General features: G+C 52.6%; 21 protein-coding genes and 1 pseudogene. 1 reads left to right on the top strand and 21 read right to left on the bottom strand.

Annotated elements, in window-relative coordinates; genetic code table 11:
• Positions 1 to 107: 107 nt before the first annotated feature.
• From fabG (ACTID9_RS03845) to ACTID9_RS03795, 11 genes and pseudogenes are all read right to left on the bottom strand, one after another.
• Positions 108 to 848 carry a 3-oxoacyl-ACP reductase FabG gene (gene fabG / locus ACTID9_RS03845; RefSeq protein WP_441069906.1) on the bottom strand — a complete coding sequence of 247 codons (741 nt, stop codon included), beginning with the start codon at positions 846 to 848 and terminating at the stop codon, positions 108 to 110.
• Between the two features lie 10 nt (positions 849 to 858).
• Positions 859 to 1311: a hypothetical protein gene (locus ACTID9_RS03840; protein ID WP_441069905.1), complete on the bottom strand. Its 453-nt coding sequence runs from the start codon at positions 1309 to 1311 to the stop codon at positions 859 to 861.
• Positions 1289 to 1738 (bottom strand): poly-beta-hydroxybutyrate-responsive repressor, encoded by a 450-nt coding sequence (gene phaQ / locus ACTID9_RS03835; RefSeq protein WP_441069904.1) that lies wholly within the window; start codon positions 1736 to 1738, stop codon positions 1289 to 1291. The genes ACTID9_RS03840 and phaQ overlap by 23 nt, the downstream gene beginning before the upstream one ends.
• A gap of 731 nt (positions 1739 to 2469) precedes the next feature.
• On the bottom strand, positions 2470 to 3498 hold the full coding sequence (phaC, locus tag ACTID9_RS03830; protein WP_441069903.1) for a class III poly(R)-hydroxyalkanoic acid synthase subunit PhaC: 1029 nt from the start codon (positions 3496 to 3498) through the stop codon (positions 2470 to 2472).
• A gap of 58 nt (positions 3499 to 3556) precedes the next feature.
• Entirely contained in the window at positions 3557 to 4333 is a 777-nt protein-coding gene (gene fabG / locus ACTID9_RS03825) for a 3-oxoacyl-[acyl-carrier-protein] reductase (RefSeq protein ID WP_441069902.1), read from the bottom strand.
• Positions 4334 to 4351: 18 nt separating this feature from the next.
• Positions 4352 to 4795, bottom strand: a complete 444-nt coding sequence (locus tag ACTID9_RS03820) for a hypothetical protein (protein ID WP_441069901.1) — start codon at positions 4793 to 4795, stop codon at positions 4352 to 4354.
• 5 nt (positions 4796 to 4800) lie between these two features.
• Entirely contained in the window at positions 4801 to 5076 is a 276-nt protein-coding gene (locus tag ACTID9_RS03815) for a hypothetical protein (RefSeq protein ID WP_441069900.1), read from the bottom strand.
• A 449-nt stretch (positions 5077 to 5525) separates the two neighbouring features.
• On the bottom strand, positions 5526 to 7337 hold the full coding sequence (locus ACTID9_RS03810) for a hypothetical protein (protein ID WP_441069899.1): 1812 nt from the start codon (positions 7335 to 7337) through the stop codon (positions 5526 to 5528).
• Positions 7338 to 7611: 274 nt separating this feature from the next.
• Positions 7612 to 8487: a radical SAM/SPASM domain-containing protein gene (locus tag ACTID9_RS03805; RefSeq protein WP_441069898.1), complete on the bottom strand. Its 876-nt coding sequence runs from the start codon at positions 8485 to 8487 to the stop codon at positions 7612 to 7614.
• A 198-nt stretch (positions 8488 to 8685) separates the two neighbouring features.
• The gene (locus ACTID9_RS03800; protein ID WP_441069897.1) at positions 8686 to 9729 is read right to left on the bottom strand and encodes a hypothetical protein; all 1044 of its coding nucleotides are present in this window, start codon (positions 9727 to 9729) and stop codon (positions 8686 to 8688) included.
• An 81-nt stretch (positions 9730 to 9810) separates the two neighbouring features.
• Positions 9811 to 10134 (bottom strand): annotated as a pseudogene (locus tag ACTID9_RS03795) (aminotransferase class III-fold pyridoxal phosphate-dependent enzyme); the annotation flags it as partial.
• Between the two features lie 181 nt (positions 10135 to 10315).
• Between ACTID9_RS03795 and ACTID9_RS03790 the strand changes: the two are divergent.
• Positions 10316 to 10840, top strand: a complete 525-nt coding sequence (locus ACTID9_RS03790) for a Crp/Fnr family transcriptional regulator (RefSeq protein WP_441069896.1) — start codon at positions 10316 to 10318, stop codon at positions 10838 to 10840.
• Here ACTID9_RS03790 and hmpA read toward each other — a convergent pair whose 3' ends face one another.
• The 10 genes from hmpA to ACTID9_RS03740 form a co-directional block, all read right to left on the bottom strand.
• Positions 10841 to 12058: an NO-inducible flavohemoprotein gene (hmpA, locus tag ACTID9_RS03785; protein WP_441069895.1), complete on the bottom strand. Its 1218-nt coding sequence runs from the start codon at positions 12056 to 12058 to the stop codon at positions 10841 to 10843.
• A 144-nt stretch (positions 12059 to 12202) separates the two neighbouring features.
• Positions 12203 to 13192, bottom strand: a complete 990-nt coding sequence (locus tag ACTID9_RS03780; RefSeq protein WP_441072400.1) for an ABC transporter substrate-binding protein — start codon at positions 13190 to 13192, stop codon at positions 12203 to 12205.
• A 275-nt stretch (positions 13193 to 13467) separates the two neighbouring features.
• Entirely contained in the window at positions 13468 to 14544 is a 1077-nt protein-coding gene (locus tag ACTID9_RS03775; RefSeq protein WP_441069894.1) for a glycosyl hydrolase family 18 protein, read from the bottom strand.
• Positions 14545 to 14628: 84 nt separating this feature from the next.
• Positions 14629 to 16392: a polysaccharide deacetylase gene (locus ACTID9_RS03770; RefSeq protein ID WP_441069893.1), complete on the bottom strand. Its 1764-nt coding sequence runs from the start codon at positions 16390 to 16392 to the stop codon at positions 14629 to 14631.
• Between the two features lie 44 nt (positions 16393 to 16436).
• Positions 16437 to 18260 carry a glycosyltransferase gene (locus ACTID9_RS03765; RefSeq protein ID WP_441072398.1) on the bottom strand — a complete coding sequence of 608 codons (1824 nt, stop codon included), beginning with the start codon at positions 18258 to 18260 and terminating at the stop codon, positions 16437 to 16439.
• 131 nt (positions 18261 to 18391) lie between these two features.
• Positions 18392 to 19705, bottom strand: coding sequence for a nucleotide sugar dehydrogenase (locus ACTID9_RS03760; protein ID WP_441069892.1), 1314 nt, complete (start codon positions 19703 to 19705; stop codon positions 18392 to 18394).
• Between the two features lie 27 nt (positions 19706 to 19732).
• Positions 19733 to 21184, bottom strand: coding sequence for a polysaccharide deacetylase family protein (locus ACTID9_RS03755; protein ID WP_441069891.1), 1452 nt, complete (start codon positions 21182 to 21184; stop codon positions 19733 to 19735).
• A 314-nt stretch (positions 21185 to 21498) separates the two neighbouring features.
• On the bottom strand, positions 21499 to 22959 hold the full coding sequence (locus ACTID9_RS03750; RefSeq protein ID WP_441069890.1) for a polysaccharide deacetylase family protein: 1461 nt from the start codon (positions 22957 to 22959) through the stop codon (positions 21499 to 21501).
• 163 nt (positions 22960 to 23122) lie between these two features.
• Positions 23123 to 24079, bottom strand: coding sequence for a serine hydrolase domain-containing protein (locus tag ACTID9_RS03745; RefSeq protein ID WP_441069889.1), 957 nt, complete (start codon positions 24077 to 24079; stop codon positions 23123 to 23125).
• A gap of 101 nt (positions 24080 to 24180) precedes the next feature.
• Complete coding sequence (locus ACTID9_RS03740; RefSeq protein ID WP_441069888.1) at positions 24181 to 25635, bottom strand: polysaccharide deacetylase family protein; 1455 nt, start codon at positions 25633 to 25635, stop codon at positions 24181 to 24183.
• Positions 25636 to 25797 lie beyond the last annotated feature (162 nt).

Raw genomic sequence — 25797 nt, 5'->3', positions numbered from 1 at the left:
TCATTTGCTCGTCCTTTCATTTTACACCCTTTTGCTACGAAAAAGCGCGCTTCCACACAAAGCGGATGCGCGCCTCATTTTTATTGCGATTGAGCGGATGCTCACAATCAGAACGTAAGTCCCCCATCGACGCTCAGCACAACCCCGTTGATGAAGCTGGCATCGTCAGACGCCAGGTACAGGTACGCGTTGGCTACATCGTCAGGCTGGCCGAGACGGCGCAGCGGCGTTTTTTGCACCATCGAATCGAGCACCTTCTCCGGCACTTTTTCCGTCATGCTGGTCATGATGAAGCCGGGTGCCACCGCATTGACGCGAATCCCTTTCGGCCCCAGCTCCTTCGCCCACGTTTTCGTCATCCCGATGACGCCTGACTTGGTTGCGGTATAGTTGGTCTGGCCGATATTGCCGTAAATGCCGACGACAGAAGCGGCATTGAGGATGACGCCGTGCCCCTGTGCCAGCATGACGCGGCTGGCAGCCTGCGCGCAATAGAAGACACCGGTCAGATTGACCGCTATGACCTGATCCCATTGGGTCGGGTCCATTTTCGCCAAAAAGCCGTCACGGGTGATGCCCGCGTTATTCACCAGCACATCGATCCGCGAAAAGCGCGCGACGGTCGCATCCATCATATGCTGCACCTCGTGCAGGTTGGCGACGTTCACCTTGATGAATTCCGCTTCGCTCCCCAATTGGCGCAATGCTTTGACGGTTTCCAGCCCTTCATCCTCATCGAAGTCGGCGATCATCAATTTCGCACCGTTCTTGGCAAATAACAGCGCTGTCGCTCTTCCGATGCCGTTTGCCCCTCCGGTGATCAGTGCTACTTTATCTTGCAAGCGCATGGTATCGTTTTTACACTCCCCACAGCTTCTGGACATTGGTTTCCACCAGGCGGAAGAGAGCGCGCTGGTTTTGCTTGCTGGCTTGGACGAACTGCTCCTGCAGGCTCGCAAGCGACTTCAGCCGTTCGCTGCGCTGGGCGTCAGCCTTATCGAGCAGTTCAAGTGTAAAGGTGAGCGGCGTTTGCACGATGGATTGCGCTTGCGACACCACATTTTTTACCGCTTCGCTCTTGGCAAAAGCCGGCTGATTCTCAAGCGCCTCCTGGTAAAATTGCTGGGCTTTTTCCCGCTGCACCTTAAGCTCTTGCGTCGTGCTTTTCCACGTTTGGGTCAGCCACTCATCCTGCTTTTGCAGCTGGCTTTGGAACTGTGCCGCGAACGCTTCGTACGGCTGCCAGCATGCATTCACAAACGCCTCGCCCACAGAAAGACCTGTATCGTTAGCTTTCTCTTTCTGACTCATCCTGATCACTCCTATTGGTTTGTTTATGTTTCTCCGCATGTGTCCCCGCTTTGCGGACGGGAAGCATGTAGAGGTCAAACATAGCGCTGTACATGTTGAAAAACTGGCTCAACATGCTCTGGTAACGCTGCATCTCATCGGCATACTGCTGCAAATACTGCTCGCCGATGTCCGTGAGGGAATAGAGTCGCTTGGCAGGTCCGCTTGACGTCGTGTCCCACTCGGAGTTGACATAGTTGTCTTTTTCAAGCTGGCGCATCGTGCGGTAAAAATTCCCCTGATCCAAGGTGAGAAAGCCGAGCGAGGTCAGCTGTTGCATCAAATCATAGCCATGGGCTGGCATACGGCTCAAGAGCAGCAGGATATAGGGAAGCAAAAAGTTTTTCGGCGCTCCTGTCAGCCCGCCGGGTGTTTTTTCGTTTGCCATCGTTCATCACCTTCTAATCAGCACTTATATGTATTTTACACCTAGGTGTTTGATTTGTATATGGGGTTTTGGAAAAATTAACAATTTAGGGTTGGCTGCGGTGGGCGATCGGAGATTTTCGCGAAAAAGTTACGCGTCAGCTGTTACGATGCCCGCTGGGGGTCGGGGTGAACGGCTCCGCGAAAAAAGGAAAACCGCTCCCAAATGCCACACGCTGCGCGGCGGGTGTATCTCAACGATGATGTTGGGCGCGAAAGACGTTTTCCTTTTTCCGCTCCGCCTGGCAGGCATCGTCAAGGCTTCCGCTCCACTTTTTCCCGAAAATCCCTTTGCTGCTGAGGGAATCATTCTTTTTTCCAAATGAATTAAAGGTTGGCTGCGGTGGGCGGTCGGGGATTTTCGCGAAAAAGTTACGCGTCAGCTGTTACGATGCCCGCTGGGGGTCGGGGTGAACGGCTCCGCGAAAAAAGGAAAACCGCGCCCAAATGCCACACGCTGCGCGGCGGGTGTATCTCAACGATGATGTTGGGCGCGAAAGACGTTTTCCTTTTTCCGCTCCGCCTGGCAGGCATCGTCAAGGCTTCCGCTCCACTTTTTCCCGAAAATCCCTTTGCTGCTGAGGGAATCATTCTTTTTTCCCAAATGAAATTTTAAGAGAAAAATGGAAAAGACCCTTGGACTCGTTACTGCCTTGTCCAAATGGTCTTCCACTTTTTATCCAATCATCTTATTCAATTCCGTTCCGCAAGCCAAGCTGCCGTCTCCGGGTACACCTGCTTGCGCGCCGTTCCGCCGAATACGAGCGAGACGTGTCCGACCGGATAGTTGTGTTCTTTCTTGTCGGTCGAGCTGACCAGGTCGAGCAAGGCACGCGTTTGGGCGCATGGGGCGATGTGGTCGGTGGCGGCGGTGAGGACCAGGACCGGGCATGTGATCGCGGCGAGGTCGACTTTTCGATTGCGCAGGACGATTTCGCCTTTGATCAGCTTGTTTTGCTGGTAAAAGTCGCGGATCCATTCGCGGTACGCCTGGCCCGGGAAGTCGGTTCCGTCGTTGACCCACTTGTTTAAAAGGCGCCAGTTGTGTACGAATTTGTCGTTGCCGACGTTGGCATACAGATGCATCAGCGGATTGACGAAATTGGTCAGCGGCTTGAGCATCTTATTGCCAAAGTCGATCACATGCGACGGGACGTTGCCGTATGTTTCGACCAGCTTGTCGACGTCAAAGCTTTTCGGGTCCAGCCATTTGTTGTACAGCGGCGCATGGCCGAAATCGATCGGGGCCGCCAGCACCACGAGGTTTTTCACTTTCTCGGGGAACAGCGACGTGTACATCGCCCCGATTGTGCCGCCCATGCAATAGGAGAAAAGATTGACCTGGGACTGCCCGCTATGCAAGCAGGTGCGCTCAATCGCCTTATGCAAGTAATCGTACAAATAATCGGCGAATCCGTTGTGGCGATCCTCGTAGCCGGCCTCGCCCCAATCCAGCATGTAAACATCGAAGCCTTCGTTGACCAAATGTTCGACAAACGAATTGCCTGGCTCAATATCGAGGATGTACGGCTTGTTGATCATCGCATAAAGCATGAAAACCGGCACACGGTGCCTGATTTCCACACCCGGCAGCGAAAAGCGGTACAGCTTCGTTTTGTTTTTGCGCCAGATGACTTCTTTTGGCGTCTGGCCCGTGTCTGGCTGGGCTTGCGTAAGCACCTTGCATACTTGTGTAAAACGATCTGTTTCGATTCCGTTCACTCGCGGTTCCCTCCGTAAAAGCGCCCTCGCTTTACCGAGCGGGGCGCCATCCTTTTGCTTACATGTACATGCCGCCGTTCACATTGATGCACTGGCCTGTGATATATTCGCCGTCGACTGCGAGGAAACGCACCGCTTTTGCGATTTCCGCCGGCGTGCCGAAGCGGCCTTTCGGGATTTTAGCTGTGATCTTTTCCTGCACTTTTTCCGGTACTTCCGCCACCATGTCTGTGAACGTGTAGCCAGGGCACACCGCATTGACGGTGATGTTGTTGCGCGCGGTTTCCAGTGCAAGCGACTTGGTGAAGCCGATCATGCCCGCTTTTGCCGCCGCATAGTTGGTTTGGCCAAAGCCGCCCGCCTGCCCGATAATGGAGGAGATGTTGATGATGCGGCCGAAGTCTTGCTCAACCATATGCGGCAAAACCCGCTTGGTGAGATGGAACAAGCTGTTCATGTTGGTCGAGATGACCGCGTTCCACGCTTCTTCCGTCATGTTCAGAAAACGTGCGTCACGGGTGATGCCCGCGTTATTGATCAGGATGTCGATGGTACCGTGTGCTTCGAGAATGTCGTCGCAAAGGCGAGCGATGTCCTCCGTTTTGCTCACATCACCTTGGATGGCCGAAACGTTTTGGTTGTACGCATAAATTTCGTGAACCACTTGCTCGGCGCGCTCGGCATTGGACACGTAATTGATAACGACCGTCGCGCCATGCAGTGCCAGCTCTTTGGCGATTTCGGCTCCGATTCCCCGGGAGCCGCCTGTTACCAGCGCCACCTTTCCTTGCAAAGGTTTATTCAGTTCAGCCAATTTTTTCTCCAAAAGTGCCATCGTTTCATTCCTCCAATTTTATTCGTTTGCGTGATCCTCGCTTTTTTGCGCACGTTTCCGGTTGTTGTTGGAAGTGTTTCCGAGCAGGTTTGCAGAGATTGTGTCAAGCTGGCTTGTGATCTGGGAGAGCTGATCACGGATTTCTTGCGGGGGATTGGCGTTCGCTTCTATTTGCACGAGACGTTCCTCGACTGCATCCACTTTCGCTTCCAGCGCGATGAGCAGATCCATGATGCGGGCCAGATCGCTTTTTGTCGGAACATTATACGTCTGGAAAAGCTGCTCCGCATGTTTGCGCATCGTCTGTTCCATTTGCAGGGAGATTGTCAGGAGTTGACCGGAGAATGCGGCGTATTCATCGCTTTCCAGCCATTTTTGCATCGATTTGGAGATGGTTGGTTCCATCTCGGTATACATGGATTTCCAGATCGAGAATGGGTCCATGTAGTTGGGCGTTTGCATGAAAATCACCTGGACCCTTCATTCTGATAAATGTTCAACAGAGAGCGGAATTGCTCTTCGAATTCCTTGTGTGCGGCAAGCTGCTGTGTCTGAAGCTGTTCAAGTCGTGACAAAAATTGCTCGGCTCCTTGCTGCGTCAAGCTGCTGCCAAATCGCTGCGCCTCGCTTTGCGCCCAATTCAGCATGTCGACAGAAGCGGTCACGGTCTGCTTCATCACGTCAAACAGCTGTGCGGCACTTCGCTGAGACTGTTCCAGATCATAATCTGTCAATCGGTCCACAGTGGTCCCTCCCTTTTTTCACGGCGCCATCTCTTTTGTTGAACGCCTTGTTGAACGAAATGATTCGTCCTAGTACACCCATACAATAATCGATGGCGTGAAGCTAAGAAACACTTTTTCATTGACTAAATTTGACAAGAATTCCCATAGCAGGTTCACTATTTTTCATCCCGCCGCACGTCATGAAGATGTGTTGCTGCTCCGTTTTTTGGCATAAGTCAGGTATATGACCTCGCCAACAAATTATGTCGAATCAGAGGGAATCTAACAGTTTCTTCACAGATTGTTAACAAAGAAAAGGCTTCCAGCGCGACGGGCCTGTCCCCTTTCACACGAAAAAAGAAACATACATTCGCTTCGAGAGCAGCTGTATGTTTCCCTATTTTTACCATAAATATATTGTTTAATTTAACTATATTAATTTATTGTGGAGATTTCGGGCAAAATCTTTAATCGTATGTAACAGACTCTTGCTTTGTCCGTTTAAACAGCTTTCGACAAAATGTCCCTACGAGCTTCCAGAGAATCTTGAGCCAATGGAAGATGAACGGAATCGGGTGGGCGGTAAAGCGGTACGGTGACACCTGTGCATGCAAATCGCTGGCAGGCTTCAGATACTTGCGCTGAATCTCTTCCACCGATAGCGCTGCCGGTTGCACGATCTCGCGCTCCCACTCTTCCAAGGGAGAGTCCAGCCGTATTCCTTGCGCCTGCAGTTGCTCCTTCAAATCGGAATCAGCCGGAGTCGGCAGCCACCATGTGTAAACGGCGCTTGTTTTGCCGTCAACCAGCAGCTCGATGTAATAGGAAAACATCGCGGCGGTCGTTTTGTTGCCGTAATCGAGTTCGTCGTGCGGTGCAGGCGCCGGATAATGCGCCGGATAGCGGAACGGGCCATGCTTGAGGAACAGGCCGATCAAACCGACAGGCGGCACATTATTTTCGTAGCCGGGAATCACGATCGGGAGTTCTGCGGTGAAATCGACGCGGATGATCACGCCATCGATAAACGCGCGCTCGATCTTGTCTTCCTGTGCGTAAATTCCGAGTTCACGGGCTTTCTTGTCCCAATAGACAACCGAGGTGTTGTGCGAAAGCCAGAATTGATAAGACATCTCCAAAAATACCGTATAGAAAGAAGAAAACGATTTATCGTCAAATGGGTTGATGAACTCCTGCAGGCGGAAATAGCCGTTTTGCTGGCGCCATGCCCTCCCCTTGTTCAAATAATCGATGAGCCGCTGGACCCGGTACTCTTCACTCGACTGATTGGCGGCGCTCAAGCGGGCCGCCTCCATCAAATCTGCGGTGAAGTTGCCGTTCACGTACTCCCAATAATTGACCTGCCCTTGTGAAAAGCGCGCATCGCTTAACCGTCCGCTCTCCACCTCCCATTGCGTGAATATTTCCACATCGATTCCCAAATACAGCTCCGTCGTTTTCAGCGGATGGAGCGGGTTGTCCGTAAATCCGTCCAGCACCGCTACGATATAGGGGCTTGCCTCCAAATACCACTGCTTGATCAAGGCAGGCCTTGCAGACGGCGGAATCGTCGTCGGCTCCTCGATGTCTGCCAGAGCAGAAGTCAGCGGTGCGTAATCGGGCAGAGCCGAGTAGCTGTCATAGTGTACGACGACAAACTGCTGGTTGACGCACGCCCGCTCATCAATGACCAGCTCCTGCCAAGCATGCTGGACGCTCCCTCCCTTTACGCCCATGATCAGGATCGGCGCTTCCCGCCTTCCGTTCAAATTCAACGTCCCGCCCTGATGCACATGCAGCGATTGGCCGTGGCGAAAATTCAGCACAACCCCCTGCTCCACTTCAAGCACGGCTCCCGGCGCCAAAACGAGCGGTTCCGGTCCGAGCATGTAAGGGCCGTCTTGCGCGGATAAATGCATAGTCCCTTCGATGAAACCCGACAAACCCGCATATTTTTCGACATGCAGGCGGTATGGCTCCGGTTCCGCAAACGCGCCATCTGTCGCTATCCTGATGTAGCAGTACCCGGCAGACGCGGCGATATACGTGCCGAGGCCGGGCGTATTGCTTGTGCAGACCAGCAGCTGTACGGGTTCTGTTTCGTGCTCACAAAACAGGTGCAGCGCCAAGCTTTGACCATCCGCAATGTTGCTTAGCTGCACTTCAATCGCTTCGTTTGGCTCAAGCCAAATCCGGTACCACGTTTCCGTATCGTTCGAGCGGTCGTCCATCCGTTGGGGCGCCGTCACTTGCGCAAGCGCCGCTTGCTCTGCAATCATTGCCCAGTCTCCTTTTCACGTTTTGATTCGAAAGGTCTCTGGTACAATGCTCACAGACGATGACTGTCCGCCTTTTCCCCAAAAGAAAACCGCTGTCCACATCGGCCCTGTCATAGAGCGATCGCAATAGAGGCTGGCACTTCCCGCTGCATCAGGTTGACATTCTCAGGACGTTTACGCTGGTTGACACAGTAAAAAATACCCATTCCGACCTTAGTCCCATTATAACCGAAGGACTACTATTGGTCTTTAGGGGTATGCAACTTTCGACATGCTACGCGCCGAATCGTTGGCGATATCCGCATCGTTTGCACAATTCCTCGACGGCCTCTCGGCGGGAAAAGCCTTCAACGAGTCGATTGGCCCGCTCGCCGTCCACGATTTCCGTAAACGTCGCCTGGTTCATATTACCCAAATCAATGACGCCCTCGCCATCTAGGCAGCATGGCACGACCGTTCCATCGACGAGAATGGCCGCTTGGCTGCGCAGCGCATAGCAAAAACCTTTGCCCTCGTCCGCAGGCGCTGTCAGGCTCGGCCATTGGAACTCATGATCCTGGTTCAAATACACGCGGGGCGCAATTTTCACGCCGCTGCCCGGCACGACTTTTTCCTCGATTTTGTAGTCGAGGCCGAATTCCTTTTCAATAATCGCAAGCGTTTGCCGGTTTCTGCTCTTTTGAATGTTCGTCGCGTTGTCTTGCGTCAAGTTCCACAGGCGGAACGAGAAGATGACATTGTGCTGCTCCGCTTCCCGCACGAACGAAAGAATCTCCCGCAGGTAGCCTTCCCGGTCCGTCGAGCCTTCGTGCCCGTCGAAGCTGTGCATCGAAAAATTCATTTGCCGCAGCGCCGGCTTTCCGAGCAGCTTGTGCCGATTTTTCTTGATAAGCGTGCCATTCGTCGTAATATTGACTTTGAAGCCCTTGGCGTGCGCGATATCGAGCAGTTCATCGATTTTGGGATGCAGAAGCGGCTCGCCTTTGACGTGCAAATAAACATAATTCGTATGCGGCTTGATCTGGTCCAAGCGCTTGATGAAATCGTCCACCTTGATAAAATTCGCCTTGCGCTCCGTAGGCGGACAGAACGTACAGGCGAGATTGCAGACGCTGGTGATTTCTATATAGACTTTTTTAAATGTTTTCAAGATGTGGTTCCCCATTCCCCATGTCTGTCTTTATATGTCGAATCGAATGCTGGTCATCCTACCTATAGTACCATAGGTAGACTTTCCTTCGGAATCGGTGCATTCTGGGGAAGCACATCCATGAAACCGGGCGGCTCGCCATGAAAGAGGAGCCCTTCCGCTCGTTTCGAAGGGCTCCTGTTACGTAAAACGGTGCGGCTACGGTTTGGCGTAGCGGTTTGCCAGCGCGCGAAACGATTTTTTCGGTTCCCACGGCATGTCCGGATAAGCTTCGCCGTTTTTTCCGACATACGTTTTGACCACGCTGTAGCTTGCCATGTCGAGATCGTAACGCGGGTCTTCATGGTACGGATAGGTGGCCATGACGAACGTAAACCAGAAAGCTCCATCCACCTTTTCCTCCGCAAAAATGTCCAGCAGCTCTTCCATGCAGCGGACTTGAACGTCCTCATCCCGCACATAGTTTCCTTTGATCTGGTGAGGGGTTAGAGACCTGTCGACGATTGCCCAGCCGTAGCCACCCTTCTCCTCAGCGCCTTTGTACGTGCAGCAGCCGAATTCGGTGATGACCACGGGCTTTTCATAGGTGAAGTAGCCTCGCAGCTTTTCGCGGTACGTTTTTTTACTGAACGCATCGCGGTAGTAATCGACAGCGACCAGATCAAACACCTGCCATTGGACATGCTCCCACGTACCTGACGCGTAGGTGAGCTGCCCGTGAAAGTGCTTCCTCACCTGTGCTGCTGCCTTGTCAAGAAAAGCATTTAGCCGTTTGTGAAACGAACCGCGGCGAATCGTGCTTATCAACAAGCGCCACGGCTTCATGAACGTCTGGATGCGGTCAAATGCCGTCTCACCGTCGACAAGCCCTTTCATGAAAAAAGTCAGCTCGCATCCGACGACGAAAACGATGTGTGGCGACCGCATCCGCAGCCCTTCCGCCGCCTTGGCGCATTCGATCAGGTAACGTAACGTATCCTGTTCATCCGCATCAACGAAGCTGGGAGAAAACCAGACCTCCAACCCTTGCATTGCGGCGTATTCGGCAGCCAGCACCAGCCGATCGATCGTTTGGCCGGAAATCCGCACCGCCGTGCAATGCAGCTCATTTTTGATGATCTCCATTTCCCGCTTGACGATGGCGGGGTTGAATTCATCGCGGGACGATGCTGCCTGTCCGCGGGTAAACGTCCCTACATCATAATTGATGCCTTTGCGATTGAGTGTTTGCGATTCAGCCATTGTGTCTCACTCCCCTTTCCCCAAAACCGCTTTATGTTCGCATAAGGTGATTGTGCCCAGCTCCTCTTCTTTTCTACCGTCCTATACGAACAAGCGAAAGAAAGGTTGAGTGACCCTGTTGCTGGTAAAAGCCCGGACGGCGCGTATGGCAAACATGGTCGCCTCCGTGCCGGAATTGCAAAAACGAATCCGCTCGATTCCCGGCACTCTGGCGCACAACACATCGGCGAGGATGATCTGTTCCTCGATGACGCTGGCATAGGAAGTCCCCACGTTCAGTGCGTGATTGACTCTCTCTACAATCTTCGGATGTGCATGTCCGTGAATGGTTGACGTGTAATTGTTTAAAAAATCCAGGTAACGATTCCCGTCCAGGTCATGCAATTCCGGACCAACTCCCTCGCTTACGGTGAATGGGTAAGGACGAAAGCCTCATCATAGGGGATCAGCGGCAGCACAGCAATGGTCGATTGATTTGTTCACAATACTTTTTACCACCTCTATCTGAAATGATATGCTTGTAACAAGAAAAACAAGCGAATGCGCTGAGCGAGCACGTTCGCTTGTGTCACTGACGGAGGTCACGATGATTCTGCATAAAGGCGAAACATTGTTTCGACAAGGTGAAAAAGGACCGCTCTTCCATTTGAAGAGCGGCCTGTTGAAGATTGTTCGTATTCATCAGGATGGAACGACAATCCTGGTGAACGTGATCGTTCCGAATGAAACGATCCCCCACCATTCGCTGATCAGCCCGAATCCGTATTACGGCACCGCAATCGCGCTGACAACCTGCGAGATCGATGTGTTATCCGAACGCGAATGGTACCAGGACTTGCAGCAAAATCCGCAAAAAGCGCTCACCATCGCCTTGCAGCTGCAAGAAAAGCTGCGGATGATGCAGCAGCGGATCGATCAGCTGACCGAATCCGCTCCCGCCGCCAAGCTGAAAAAGCTGCAGGCGTGGTTCGACGTTTACATTGCGCCGCAAACGCTGACCGATGTGCTGACGCAAGATGAAATCGGCCAGTTCATCGGGCTGCGGCGCGAGACGGTGAATCGACTGCTTCGCGCGCAGTTATTGGAGCGTCCCGAATCGTCGGGGGAATGATCAGCCCAGATTTGCCGCAGGACCGAAAAACTCATAATGCAGGTCGGCAGAAGCCGCGCCCATCTCTGCGAGATAGCTGCGCACAGCCTTCATGAAGGACACTGGACCGCAGAAATAGAACGCCGCATCCGTGGTTGGCAACACCTGCTTGAGCCACGCCAGATCGATGTACCCTTCCTTCTCAAACGCGCCTGCCGCCCGGTCTTGCTCAGTCGGCTGTGTATAGCACCAGTGAACGGACAGCTGGCTGTGCTTGCTGGCCAGCTCCTCGATTTGCGCTTTCATCGCATGGGTACCGCTATTTTGTGTGGCATGGATGAAGATGACTTGCCGCTGTGCATTCGCTGCAACCGTCGCCTGTAACATGCTGACCATCGGCGTGAGTCCGACACCGCCGCTGAGCAGTACGAGTGGACGAGCATCCTTCTGATCCAAAACGAAATCACCTGCAGGCGCGGACAGCAGCAATGTATCCCCTTGCTCCACCTTTTGGTGCAAATAATTCGATACTTTACCGGCTGGACGATCCTGCTGCCCATCCTCACGCTTCACCGAAATCCGGTAGTATGGCTTGCCTGGCGCATCGGACAGGCTGTATTGGCGGATGTGTGTGTTCGTCTCACCCGGGATGTCCAGCTTCACGCTGACATACTGTCCAGGCGCAAAATGCGCAATCGCCCCTCCATCCTGCGGGACCAGGTAAAACGAGGTAATGCGGTCGCTTTCCTGCACCTTGCGTTCGACCCGAAATGCTCGGAACCCTTCCCAGCCGCCTTGCTGCTGTTCCGCTTGCTCATACATCTCGGCCTCGACGCTGATGAACACATCGGCGATGACGCCGTATGCTTCCGCCCAAGCCCCAATAATCTCGTCCGTCGCCGCATCGCCTAGCACATCTTTAATCGCGGCAAGCAGATTTTCTCCAACGATTGGATAATGTTCCGGCTTGATCCCGAGGCTGCGGTGCTTATGACCGATTTGTTTGACAACCGGGATAATCGCTTCCAAATTGTTGATATGAAGTGCCGCCGCATATACCACATTCGCCAAAGCCGTTTGCTGTCTCCCTTGCTTTTGGTTCGCGTGGTTGAAAATATTGAGCAGCTCCGGATGATTGGCAAACATCATTTCATAAAAACGCTTTGTAATATCGGTTCCGTGCTTTTCGAGCACAGGGACTGTCGCTGTAATCACTTGTCTTGTTTTTTCGCTTAGCATGAACGTTTCCTCACCTTCGTGTGGCTTGATATACATCAAGTATAGTGAGCGCCGCGCAGCTCATATGTGATTCCAATCACACGAAAAAGCAACGATTTGTGACAGCCAGCGGAATAACCGCAGGACGGGTTTTATTTGCTTCCTCTACGAAGTGCTGCTGCTTTTTTTGTTCTCTTCCGCACGCTTGATCAGCATATCGACAATCAAATCGATTTGGCCCGTGATGGCGATCGGGTCATATCGATAGAACGTATCGAAATCATTATAAAAAATCGTGTTGGTTTTCGCTGCCCTCAGCCCTTGCCACACCTTGGATTCTTTCAGCTTTTTCAACTGGTCGCCTTTCTTCTCCGGATCATAGGTGGTCAAAAACATATAATCAGCGGCGTATTGCGGCAGCGTCTCCATCGACAGCTGCAGCGTCTGGTTTTTGGTGTTGTTTATGTCCGGCATCTTTAGCTGCAGCGCGTTGTAAACGGCTTGGCCCCCACGGCCCGCATTATCGCCGAATATCCAGATTTCCCCCTTGTCGGTCAGCTCATACAGACCAACGGTGGCATTAGGGTCAACGATTCCTTTCAGCTTTTCGCGGCCTTCCGCCGCTTTCTTTTCATATGCTTTCAGAAACTCATCCGCTTTTTCCTTTTCTCCCACGATGTCACCAAACAGCTTCACGGTTTCCTTGATGTTCGTAGTCGTTCCATACGGGATGTACAGTGTCGGCGCGATCTTGGACAGTGCCTCATAGTTTTCCGGCTTCATCACAACAATCAAGTCCGGTGCCAGCGTCAGCACTTTTTCCACATTGGTCGGCTCGCCGACGTTCTGTGTATGTTTCAACAAATCTCGTAAAAACGGATTCTGGAACGCGGTCGGTTCGACCCCTACCACATTTCCGCCTACGGCAAGCAGATCCCCGCCATAGTAATCGGTGACAATGCGCTGCGGCTTCTCGGGAATTTTGATGACACCTTTTTCTGTCTGGAAGTCTCGGAATGTGACCTCGTGTTTTTCAGCCGTCTGTTTTGCCGGGACATCTGTGCCTGCAGCCGGATTTGCTCCCCCGCATGCTGGCAACAGAATGGACAGCATGAGCATGAGAGCAGCGGCAACGTATGGTTTTCTACGCATAATAGCCTCCTGATTATTTTATCGTCCTCGATCATTAATGATGATAATGATAATCATTACCAATAAAAAGAGTAGCAAACAACCAATTTCCTGTCAATAACAGGACACACGCGCAATGCCACTCAGCTTAGAAAACCTGGCTACACCATGCTTTTGGCTTACGCCACGGCTGCCCTCATACTGGATAACAATTTTATAAATTCATAACTGCACGAAGAAAAAAAGCCATGCACACTCGCATGGCTTTCCCCCACTCTCATTTTCACTTTCACTGAACACTATCGATTCAAATACCGCAGCAATTCCTTGTCCAAACCTCCGAGTCTCCACAGCGCGATTTTGGTGTAGCCACTTTGTCTTGCCACCTGGATCCATTGTTCGACGGTCTCATCGTCCGCGTACCAGACCGTATGCTTGCCATCCTCTTTATCAACATACTGGAAAGACAGGCTGCCGCTGGCGGCATCGCGCCTGGGCGGTTCCAGGCTGCCCCGGGACAGCTCGACCGCCTGTTTTTCGGTTACAGCGGTCACTTCGCCGTTTTCAGCCCAGTCGAATCCTCCTGCCGACAGCGCAATGATATTATCGCCTGGGACCTGCTTCAACCGATTTGCCAGCTGGGCGATGAACGCTTGATCCGCCTTTGGACCCGGCTGTGTGTTGGGTCCGTTGAGATTGTACGCCATCATGACATAAACCGGCCCTTGCGGCAATGACAGCTTCTCGATCGGCGTGCGCGGCTCCAGCACGACGCGGAGCGTCTTCTCCCGGTCATGCAGCTGTTGGTTCAGATCGCCGATAAAGCGAATCAGATTGGGCCAGTCTTTTTCGTCGACCTTTTCATAATCAAGCTCGACACCGTGGAAGTTAAAGCGCTCGACCGCGTCCAAAATTTCTTTCAGATGCTTCTCCCGGCTTTCTTCCGTCGCCATGAGCCGCGTGACGATGCTGGAATCTTTTTGAACCTCGGTTCCATCCGGATTCACCCGATCGTTCACAATCGTCAAATCGACATCGACGAGGCTGCTCTGCCTTGCCGCTTCTTTGATTTTCGGAAGCATCTGCTGCGCTTCCGCCGTGAACAGAAGGCTGTCCTTTTCGTTGAAATAAGCGGCAAACATTTGCACGCTCGAAAGTCCATCCGTAATGCTCCGCAAGTCTTCGATTCCTTCCTGCCACTGCCAGTCGGCCACCCATGCCGACAGCTCCAGATGCGACGGCTCGGCCGCCTCGGCTTTTTGCAGCTTGTCCGGATCATTCCATTGTTTGATGCCCCATGCACCCAGCATCCCGAGAATCACTGTGATGCCGAGTATGACAACCGTCCGTTTGCCTCTCGGTTTTTCCTTAGCCACCTTTGCCTGACTCCTTTGCTTCTACAAATGCAACCTGGCTCTACCAAAAAGCTTGGCGCAGCCAGGTTTTCCAACCGATTAGAATTAGAAGGTCTCGATCACCCAGTCGATGGAAGCGGAAATCGCATTCTCTACCTTGCTGATCGCCCCTTGGAACCCTGTGTACGAATTGGTAAACAAGACGGTCTGATCCGTCTCCTTCTCCCCTACAGTCGCAACCTTGACATCTGTGAACACGCCGTCGTAGATGTCATCCTTCTTGTTTTTCTTGCTGTATTGCGCTTCTAGCGCCACGCCACCTTGCCCGATGGCAGGATCGATCGCCGCATTGTCCAAAACCGGCTGCTGATCGACCGCTACGCGCAAGCTGCCGCCCTTTACGGTGATCTCCATCTGGCGCGTGTTTTTGATGTTGGTCGGAAACTCTTCCTCTTCATCGGGGGCTCCCGCCTGGGTCTGCGCCTTGGTGTACACGCTGGCCTTGTTGAAAGCAAGATCTTCCGATTCCCACTTTACATCGCTCAGCTTGCCGGAATACAGCTCCTGCACCTGACCGCCCGGCTTCTTCTGCTCGACAATCAGCTTGTTGTCCTGCAGGGTGACGCGAACGTAGGCATCTGTTTTGCGATCATAGCGGACATAAATCGATTGTCTGCCGACCAGATTGCCGTCCAGCTGGGCCGATACTTGAACATCCCGATTTCCGTCGCTGTTTTTCAAGTATAGCATGCCGCTTTCAGCAGGCGGGGATGTCAGCGCGATTTTGTTTTCCGTGAATTGGGCAGCGCCGGAAAGCTTCTGCCACTGATCGAACAGGTTCTCGTCGCCGCGCACGAACTTCATTTTCTGACCGGTGTCTTTCTGGATTTTCATCAAAAGATGGTTCGTGTACCAGTAGGATGCCGGCTGCACGCGTGTCAGGTTGTACAATCCTGCGCTCCGGTCGTTATAGACGTTGCCTTCGCGGTTGAAGTGCATCTTGAAAATCTGGCGGATGTTCGCGTCGTTCACTTGGGAGACAAGCCGGTTCATCCCTTCATAAAGGGTATTGGCGTGCATGATCATATAAACGCCCGGAACAAAGCCCAATTCTTTCGTGTAAATGTCTTTCATCGCCTTGTAGTCGCTGGTGATCCGCGCCTCCATCTCGGTCCGGTCCTCCACGGGAATCATGTTGCTGTCCCGGATGAAATCCATCAGATAGTGGTTGTAGTATTCAATGTTTTCTTTGTTGGGGAGCTGGTTCTCGTCTCTTACCCCGATGAATTGGCCGTTGCGGTCAAATACGTTGATGTAGGTGAGACGATAGCCATTGCTGCCCAGCTCCCAAAAGCCGGTTTTTATCATTTTGAGCATGTCGGCCGGCTGCAGGAATTTGTTGTCGCTGTTTCCCACCTTGTTGGCATAGGAGAGCGCTGTCGCCTTGTAATTGTATTTTTCCAGAATGGGATCGGCAAACAAGGCGGAGTCATTGCGTCCATCCTCAAAAGAAAGGAAGAGCGCTTTATCCGGCAGCGGCTTCTTCTTGTTGTAAAAATCAAGGATGTCCTGCTGCGAGATCGTGACATAGCCTTGATCATGCAGGGCGCGCAGCTGTTCGTCCAATTGATTTTTGGCGATCAGCTTGGGCGTGCCCGTTCGCCCTACGCCGAAATAGGAGAGTGCGATAAACCCTTTTTCATTGGTCCATGCCGCATGGTCAGGCTCCGCGTAGCTCGTAACCTGAAACACCGCTTGATAGAAAAGTGTGCCCACGATCAGCAAAATGACGAATTGCACAATCGTTTTGATAACCTTCTTGTGGTCCTTTTTACGATAATCGAGGGCAACATTCATTTTTTTTCCCATGTTCTCTCTGACACCCTCACTCTACGGATTTTCCGAGGATTGCATTAGAACGGCAATCCGATGCCCTTTTTCGTTTTTTGCTTGCGGGCTTCCTTGCGTTTCCGCGCCTCGACATCCTGCGGGGTTTCCCTTGTTCCCCATGTCGATTTCCAGAATGTGACCCAAGCAACAGGCATTTGCCACAACAATACAAGCTCGTAGAAAACGCAGAAGACGATCCCGAACACCCACAGCTTGCTTCGCCTAAACAGCAGATGGGCGAGGCTCATGAGCAATGCCATCATGAGCAGCCCCATCAAGAACGTTCGCGGAAAGACATGGTGAACGATCGGCACATAGACCAAATTGTACAAGACGATGATCGGAGCCGCGATCGGCACGATCACGCCGATATAGAAAAACAGCGCCATGAACGGTTCCTTGCGCCATATAAAGCCGCTGGCACGGAGCGATTCGCGCAGCCAGGAACGTTTCCACCGCATTTGCTGCTTGAGGAAGACGCCCAGATCGGACGGCACGATCGTCGAACAGATCGCGGAGTCCTGGTAGCCTGTCCGATGAGTCTGCAAGATAAAGTTCGTCATGGAGCGGTCATCGCCAAAAGTCGCGGGTTGACCGAGAAATTTTTGCGTCAACCATGCATCCGCATGCTGCAGGATCAAATCCTTGCGGTAGCAGGACAGCGGACCCGACAGGCAGGTGACGCTGTCAAACCACGCTTCCGCCGCCTTCATGATCCGAAACGCGATGTAATAGCGGACCGTCTGCAGCTTGGTGATCGAGTTGGTGAATTTGTTTTCCACATCCGTCCGGCCTGCAACGCCCCCCATTTTCGGGTCTTGGAACGGCTGGACGAGATGCCGGATCGCCGTCGGTTCCAGAAAGCTGTCGGAATCGACGAAAACGACCAGATCATGCTTGGCCATCTTCACGCCTTGGACCAGCGCTTCCCGTTTTCCGCCGTTTTGGGGCAGCACATGCATCTTCACACGCTCCCGGGTCATGTAGCGTTCGGCCTCGCTGTGAATCATGCCGATTACTTTTTCGATCTGCTCAACCGATTTGTCTGTGGAGCGGTCATCCACGACGATGACTTCCAGCTTGTCAATCGGATAGTTTTGGTTGACACAGCTCAAGATCGTTCGGTGAATCCATTCCTCTTCATTGAAGCACGGGATGATGATGGAAACGCCGGGCGTATAATCCGGATTAACGGGTACGTCGCGGTACAATGCTCCGAACAAATACCGTGTCAATAAAAAAGCTGCTGCGATCAAACTGTAAAGGTAAAGCAGGATGTTGTACTTGAAGTAAATGATGCTCTCTGCGCGCATGAGCATAATAAACAGCGAAGAGATAAAGAGCATTCCGCTGGACATGTAGATCGCATAGCCCCAGCGCTTCCTTTGGAAGTATTCGGTAAGCGGTCTGGCGAATTCAAACGCCACCATGTGCTGCTCCTTGCCGTCCTTTTCGCGGGTAAAGGTGCGGACTGCTTTGCCGTCAAGCTCGACCGACAGCTCGAATCCTTCCGGCATCGTGCCCGGGGGAATCGTGCAGTGAATTTCCGCCATCTGCCCGACCGCGATGTGCTGCTCCTCGAGCGCGATCAAAATCCCGGTCGCCGATATATCGACGGCCCGTCCTTTCACCCCCGATTTTTTCAACAGCCTGCGAGGGAAAAGCAACACGTCAAAATCGGCCATATACCGCAGGCTGAGCATGCGGATTTTATCAAGATACTCGGGATCGGCCTGACTGCCATCGAAGGCGGTGTCCTTCATCCCGCGCCGATCGACCTGCACGCGGATTTGCTCCGGGTCCGGGACATGGGAGAGCACGCGGCGATCCGCGCGCGAGACCGTCAAAACTTCCGGCTTTTTCTCCTTCGGCTCCTTTTGTTTCTTCGGCTTTTTCTGATATAACGGCTCCCCCGCCGCCAGCTGTCTGGCTTGTCTTTCCTTACGACTGATCACTGTCGCTCTCTCCAATCTTCTGTTTACAAGCTCCAGTAATGAATGCCCCTGCTCTCATACTCTGTTCGTGAAAATATTCCTTTCAGGTCGACCATGATGTTCGTCTGTCCGTCGCTGTACAGCTTCTCGAAATCAGCGACGCTCATCTGTGCAAAGGGAGCGTGGGGAACAGCGACTACAACCAAATCCAATTCGCGCAAAGCGGACAAGTCGGACAGCTCAATGCCGTATTCTCTGTAAGCTTCCTCTTTATCCACCAGCGGGTCGACGACGAGCGGAACAATACCGTACTCATTCAGTTCGTGAATCACATCGATCACTTTTGTATTGCGGATATCGGCGCAATCCTCCTTGTAAGCGAGGCCCAAGATTGCGATCCGCGCGTTTTTGATGTCCAACTTCAAGCGGACGGCCATTTTGATGATTTGCTGGGCCACATACGTGCCCATGCCATCGTTGATATGCCGCCCCGCGAGAATGATTTTGGAGCGGTAGCCGGTGTCTTCCGCCTTGTATGTCAAATAGTACGGGTCGATGCCGATGCAATGACCGCCGACAAGCCCAGGCGAAAACGGAAGAAAGTTCCACTTCGTCCGGGCTGCCTGCAAAACTGCCTTCGTTTCGATTCCCATCAGATTGAACAGCATGGCAAGCTCATTCATGAACGCAATATTGATGTCGCGCTGTGCGTTTTCAACCACCTTCGCCGCTTCCGCCACCTTGATGCTTTGCGCCCGATAGACACCCGCCTCAATGACCAGCTCATACACCTTGGCAATCGTCTCAAGCGCTTCCGCATCGATTCCCGAAACGATCTTGACGATATTTTCAAGCTTGTGAACCTTGTCGCCAGGATTAATCCGCTCGGGCGAATAGCCTACCTTGAAGTCGACGCCGCAGCGCATGCCTGATTCCGCTTCCAGGATGGGGATGCAAATGTCATTGGTCACGCCCGGATATACGGTCGATTCGAACACGACGACCGAACCCGGCCGCATGTGCCGGCCCACGATGCTTGTCGCCTGTTGGACGTAGTGCAAATCCGGAACGTTGCCGCTTTTGACCGGAGTCGGAACCGCCACGATAAAAAACCGCGCTTCGCGCAGCATTTCCTCGTCTGCCGTAAACGTAATGGACCTGTCGGACAGGCTTTCCTCTTCGAGAAGCTCCTGCCAGCCCGTCCCGCTCTGAAATGCAGCCACTTTCCGGGGGTTGACATCAAACCCGATCACATCAACCCGCTTCGCAAAGGCCGCCGCAATCGGAAACCCGACATACCCCAAGCCGACAACGGCGATTTTTTCCTGTCGGTCGACAATTGATTCATAAAGCTCCATGCCCTTCTCTCCTCTGTACCCGTTCTTTTATGAGCCAAACATGTCTGTCATTTTTACAAAGGAGTACCCTTTGCTTCTCAATTTTTCAATGATCATCGGAAGCGCTTCAATCGTGTGAATATCGTCCAGCATATGAAGCAAAATGACGCTTCCGCTATGGGTTTGCTCCATGACCGCCTGGACGATACCGTCTGCGGTCCGGGTTTTGACATAATCGGAAGGCGTCACATCGAAATTGGCGATCGTATGGTACCCCGTCGCCCCGATGGTACGCAGCGTTTTGTCGTCCACCACGCCTGTCGGCGGCCGGAAATACATCGTCGGCTCGTGCTGGATCGCCTCGGTGATGATGCGATGCGCTTTGACGATCTCATCCTGCAGCTGTGCCTGCGTAATGGTGGTGACGACAGGGTGGGAATACGTATGGTTGCCGACGTCATGCCCTTTTTCGTAAATCGCTCGCGCCAGATTCGGGTTTTTTTCAACCCCGTCGGCACGCAAAAAGAACGACGCCTTTACGTGATATTGATCCAGCAAATCCAAAATTTTCGTGACGGTATCGTCCGTTCCCCAATCATCAAACGACAAGGCTACCACTTTTTTATCGCTAGCAAGACTACTAACCAGTCGGTATTGAGCGCCACTTTGGTTTAAATTGATCTTGGCTGCATCATACCCCGGAATCTCTTCCAGCGGTTTCCGTTCCCCGCCCTTTTCGATCAGGTCGTGCAGCGTGACGAATTGATAGCCGACTTCTTCAGCCTTGTTGGCAAGCAGCGCGATGTCTTCCAGCAGATTTTTGTTTTCTTCCGTGTCGATCTCAATGATGCCGCCGCGATTGATATACTTGCGCACATAGCGGCTTTTCTGCAGATCCGTCTCCTTCTGCCAGTTGTGCAGGAATAAACTGGCGGAAACGACGGCTTCCTGTCCGCTCTGTGCCGTCGCCAGGCGGACGTCATCGTTATAGCTGCCGGGCTTTGTCCGAACATAGCGGGGAGTAATCCCCGTCGCCTTTTTGATCACCTGGTCCGCCAGTTTGATCTCGGAATACAGCTCATTGTAGCTGAGCTTGGTCAAATCCAGCCGGTTCAGCGTGTTGTTTTCAATTTCATGGCCTCTTGCCGCAATCTCTCTCGCAATGTCAGGCTCTTCTGCCACTCGCATGCCTGGCAAAAAAAACGTCGCCTTGATGTGGAACTCATCCAGCTTGTCGAGCAGCTTCTCCATCGTTTCGCGATCAGCCATCCCGTCAAAAGTCAGGGACAGCGCTCTTCGCGTGGTATACACCATGGAAATCGCCTTGCTTTTTTCACCCGCAAACCGGACGATTTTTCGGGCGAGCGCGGGATTGTGCTTTGTGTCGCCGCCCGCATCGTGGCCGGGAAGTTCGCAGCCCGCCAGAACCGTCAAAGCCGTCACCATTCCGAGCCATTTCGCTGCCACATTCATCACCGCTGTCTTCTTGCCTTTTGCCATAACCGTGCTCCTTTTTTACCAGATGACCGGAAGCAACATTGCCTCTACTCTCTCTAGTAAACTACTTCCGCTCGCAATACAGTATCTGTTGCTATCATAGTCATGCAAGCCCTTCCGATTCAACCGCCAGAAAAAGGTGAATGACAAACTTTTTGCTGGCACGTGCTTATGAAAACCGCTTTCATCGCGCTTATCTACCGTTTTTCTGCCCATTTCAACATTTTAGCAAGCGAATCTGAACATTTTCTGATCAAACCTGGTGCATCGTTGACAGAAAAAAGACACGGCTTCAAGCGCACCGTGCCAAATCTCAACTACTTCGCCTGTTTGATCATATCTGCCATTTTCACAAAAACTAAGCCTTTCTTCCGCAAGCTTTCGATCACGATCGGCAATGCCTCAATGGTGTGGATGTCATCGAGCATGTGCAGCAGAATGACACTGCCCTTTTTCGTCTGCTTCAAGACGCCGTTTACGATATCCGCCGCGCTGTTTTTGGAATCCCAGTCCAACGTGGTCACATCATACATGGCAATGTCGTGATAGCCGACCGCGGCGATGACTTTCCCCATCTGATCGTCCACCACGCCTGTCGGCGGCCTGAACAGCATCGTCGGCTTTTGCTGGATTGCCTCGGTGATCACTTGATGGGCTTTGACCAAGTCCTTCTGCAATTGTTCGGGCGTCAGCGTCGTTACAACCGGGTGGCTGTACGAGTGATTCGCCACATCGTGGCCGCCGTCCACCATCGCTCTCGCCAGGTTCGGATTCGTCTCGACCCCTTTCGCTCGCAGGAAAAATGTCGCCTTCACATTGTACTTCGCCAAAATATCCAATATTTTCGTCACCGTTTTGTCACTGCCCCAGTCATCAAACGTGAGCGCGATTTGCGGCTTGTCCGTTTCCACATTATAGATGAGCCTGTACTGCTTGTTTTGGTAATTCATGTCGACTTTGACCGCGTCATAGCCCGGAATTTGCTCCAGCGGCTTACGCTCGCCGCCATTTTTGACCAAGTCGCTGAGCGTGACGAACTGATAGCCGATGTTCTCCGCCGCCTTGGCGATCAAGGGAATGGACGGAATCACCTCGGGATTGATGTCGGCATTGAGCGAAACGATCCCTCCTCTGGAAATGAATCGCTCGACATAGTCGCCAATGTCCTTCGCTTTTTTCATGTCGCGGTCTTTCGGATTGATGTTGTAGCTCACGACCGCCTCCATCCCGAGCTGGGCGGCTGCCAGGCGCACATCATCTGTAAAATCGCCGGATTTGGTTCGTATGTAGCGCGGGCTGATGCCCGTTTCCTTTTTGATGACCTCGTTGGCCAGCTGGATTTCCTTGTAGACCTGCTCATAGCCAAGCTTGTGCATATCCAGCTGGTTCAGTGTGTTGTTCTCGATCTCATGGCCTCTTTGCAAAATATCACGAGCGATATCCGGCTCTTCCGCCACCCTCATCCCGGGCAAAAAGAACGTCGCCTTGATATGATAGCGATCCAGCTCGTCCAGCAGCTTGTCCATCATCGTCCGATTGCCCATCCCGTTGAAGGTAAGCGTCAATTCTTTGCGCGATGTATAGACATACGGAATGACTTTGCTTTTTTCCCCTTCATAACGGGCTATTTTTTGCTCCGGAGCTGTTTTTTGGGTTGTCTCGCTGACCTCCTGGCCCGCGCCCGGCATGCTGCAGCTGGTCGTGAGCACGAGCGCTGGCAGCAAAACCGCCGCTTGAACCATTCGAAGTATTTTCGCCCCGCGTTTTCGTACCGCCATCTTGTCCTTGCTCCTTTTTTTCTCTAAAAATCACGGTTCGTTTGCTGCCAAAAAAGCCGTTTATCTGTTTATCGACAAGCAGCAAGCTTTTGGTGAAACGCAGATCTTTCCAATTCAACCATTGTACCGGTTCGGTCTGAACATTTTCTGAACAGGGCGGCAATCAACGTTCGCCCGGTTCGGCCGCCAAAACGCCGCTGCCATTGGGCAGGAATACGGTGCGGAATAAGCGCAATGGCAGGAATGTATCCTGAAACAATTCGCTTGTGAACACGACCACCAGCTTGTGTGCGGGCGAAACAATGATGTACTGCCCGCCATACCCCATCGCCATAAAAAAAGTCGGATCGTACGCTTGTCTGTTTTCGTCGACTAGCACCCACCAATGATAGCCGTAGGAGCCAACATGGTCGTACGTATGATGGATGGCTGCTGTGGATACAGATGCCCAAGCTTCTGAAAGAATGCGTTTGTTCCCCCATGTGCCGCCATGCATCATCAGCGAGCCGATTTTTCCCAGATCGGCGGCACGCAGGCACAGGCCGAAGCCCCCAATGCAAATGCCCTTGGCATCCTCGTACCAACGATGTTCCTCGATGCCCAGCGGGGCAAACAGGACCTTCTGGGCATAGGCTGACGCCTTTTGCTTGGTTGCCTTTTGCAAGATCGCGCTGAGCAGATGGGATGCGCCGGAATTGTAACGCATCGCAGCGCCCGGCTCACCGGTCATTTCCCTGTCGAGCACGAAACTGACCCAATCTCTGCTGTTTATCATCGGAAAGGGGCGCCCTCCCCAGTCCCCCCATTCCGGCCAATCGAAGCCGGGGGTCATGGTGAGCAGATGCTCGATGGTGATCGCCCGCTTCCCTGCATCAAGGTTGGGAAAGTAATCTGCGATCGGGGTATGTACGCTTTCGATCTCGCCGTTTTCAATCGCGATCCCGATCAGGATGGAAAGCACGCTTTTGGTCGCCGAATGCAGAGGAAACAGTTTGGTTGCCATTTTTTTGTTCCGGTAATGCCCGAAGATCAGGTGGTCGTCATGGTAAATCAGGCATGAGCAAATTTTCACCTTCTTTAGTTCTTGTTCCAGCCGCAGCCTATCTATGGAATCGAACATAAATCCGGCTCTCCTTTCTGTTATTCCAAGCATTCGATTTTCAGAGTGAAAAAACGGCGGAAATCCGTTTCCGTATCGGATTTCCGCCGCTCTTTCAGTTATCACTCGGCAGCCATCTCCGACATTTTCACAAAGGTGTAGCCTTTGCTGCGCAGCTGCTCGATCAGCACTGGCAATGCCTCGATGGTATGTGTATCGTCGAGCATGTGCAGCAAGATGACGCTGCCGTTCTGGGTCTTGTCCACGACCGTCTTCACAATATCCGCCGCCGTCTTGCTCCTGTCGTGATCGGAAGGGATGACATCAAACATCGCAATCGAATGGTAACCGGTAGCCCCGATCGCTTTCAGCGTCGTTTCATCGTAAGCGCCAGCCGGCGGCCGGAAAATCATCGCAGGCTTCTGCTGGATCGCCTCGGTAATGATCCGGTGGGCCTTCACGATTTCCTCCTGCAGCTGTGCGGCAGGAATTTTGGTGCTAATCGGATGGGAGTATGTATGATTCCCGACATCATGCCCCGCTTCCACCATTGCGCGCGCCAGATTGGGGTTTTTCTCCGTGCCGTCTGCCCGCAGGAAAAACGTAGCCTTCACGCCCTCTTTATCCAAAATATCGAGAATCTTCGTGATGGTATAGTCGCTTCCCCAATCGTCGATGGTGATCGCGACTTCTTTTTTGTCCGTTTCTTTGCGGTACATCAGCTTGTATGTAGCATCGTTGTAATTCGGATTGATTGCAGCCGCATTGAATCCCTCGATAGCTTCAAGCGGTTTCCGTTCCCCGCCTTGCTCGATCAGCTTTTGCAGCGTGACGAACTTGTACCCGACATCGGCCGCAGCCTTGGCGATGAGCGGAATGGTCCCCGGCAAATCTCTGTTTTCCTCGATATCCAGAGCGATAATGCCGCCACGGTTGATGTATTTGCGAATATAGCGCTGCTTTTGTTCCGGTGTCTCTTTTTCCCAGTTGTGCAAGAAAAGGCTGTAGCCGATCACCGCCTGCATGCCGTTATGGGCCGCTCCCAGCCGGACATCGTCGTTATACGTAGCCAATGTCGTCCGGACATACCGGGGCGTGATCCCCGCCTTCTGCTTGATCAGTTCATTCCCCGCTTTGATTTCCGTGTAAACCTTTTCATAGGGCAGCTTGGTCAAGTCTTGCTGATTCATCGTATTGCTTTCGATTTCATGGCCCCGCGCCAAAATCGTCTTCGCGATGGCAGGCTGCTTTGCCAGCTTGTTGCCCGGGAGAAAAAAGGTCGCTTTGATCTGGTACTTGTCCAAATCATCCAGCAGCCGCTTCATCTTCGTTTCATCCCCAAGACCGTTAAACGTAAGCGCCAGCTCTCGCCGCGTCGTGTACACCATGGAGATCGCCTTGCTTTTTTGGCCGGTGTAACGGACGATTTTTTGCGGGGCGGGGGCTGGTTTTTTGGTCGGTGCTGCGGAATCCGCTCTCCCGTCAAATGTTCCGGCACCAGCCAGCAGCACAAGCGCCGTTGCGAGCACCAGCGTTTTTTGGAGGAAGCTTCTGCCTGTTTGTTTCACTACTGCCATCATTACGCTCCTTTTTCTATATACTCCTAAAATCTGGAGGATCAGAATCGCTACACAATATTCCATTCCATTACTATCGACAATTGTTAAAATTATACAACGATACAGACCGTGGTGGCTAGGCATTTCCTGCTGCCAACTTCTCCCACGTTTAGCGGAAAA

Origin of the sequence: Brevibacillus fluminis, from assembly GCF_052072235.1 — a bacterium.
Classification (GTDB): domain Bacteria; phylum Bacillota; class Bacilli; order Brevibacillales; family Brevibacillaceae; genus Brevibacillus_D; species Brevibacillus_D fluminis_A.
Note: the sequence above shows the minus strand (reverse complement) of the source record. Positions and strands in the feature narration are given on the sequence as shown.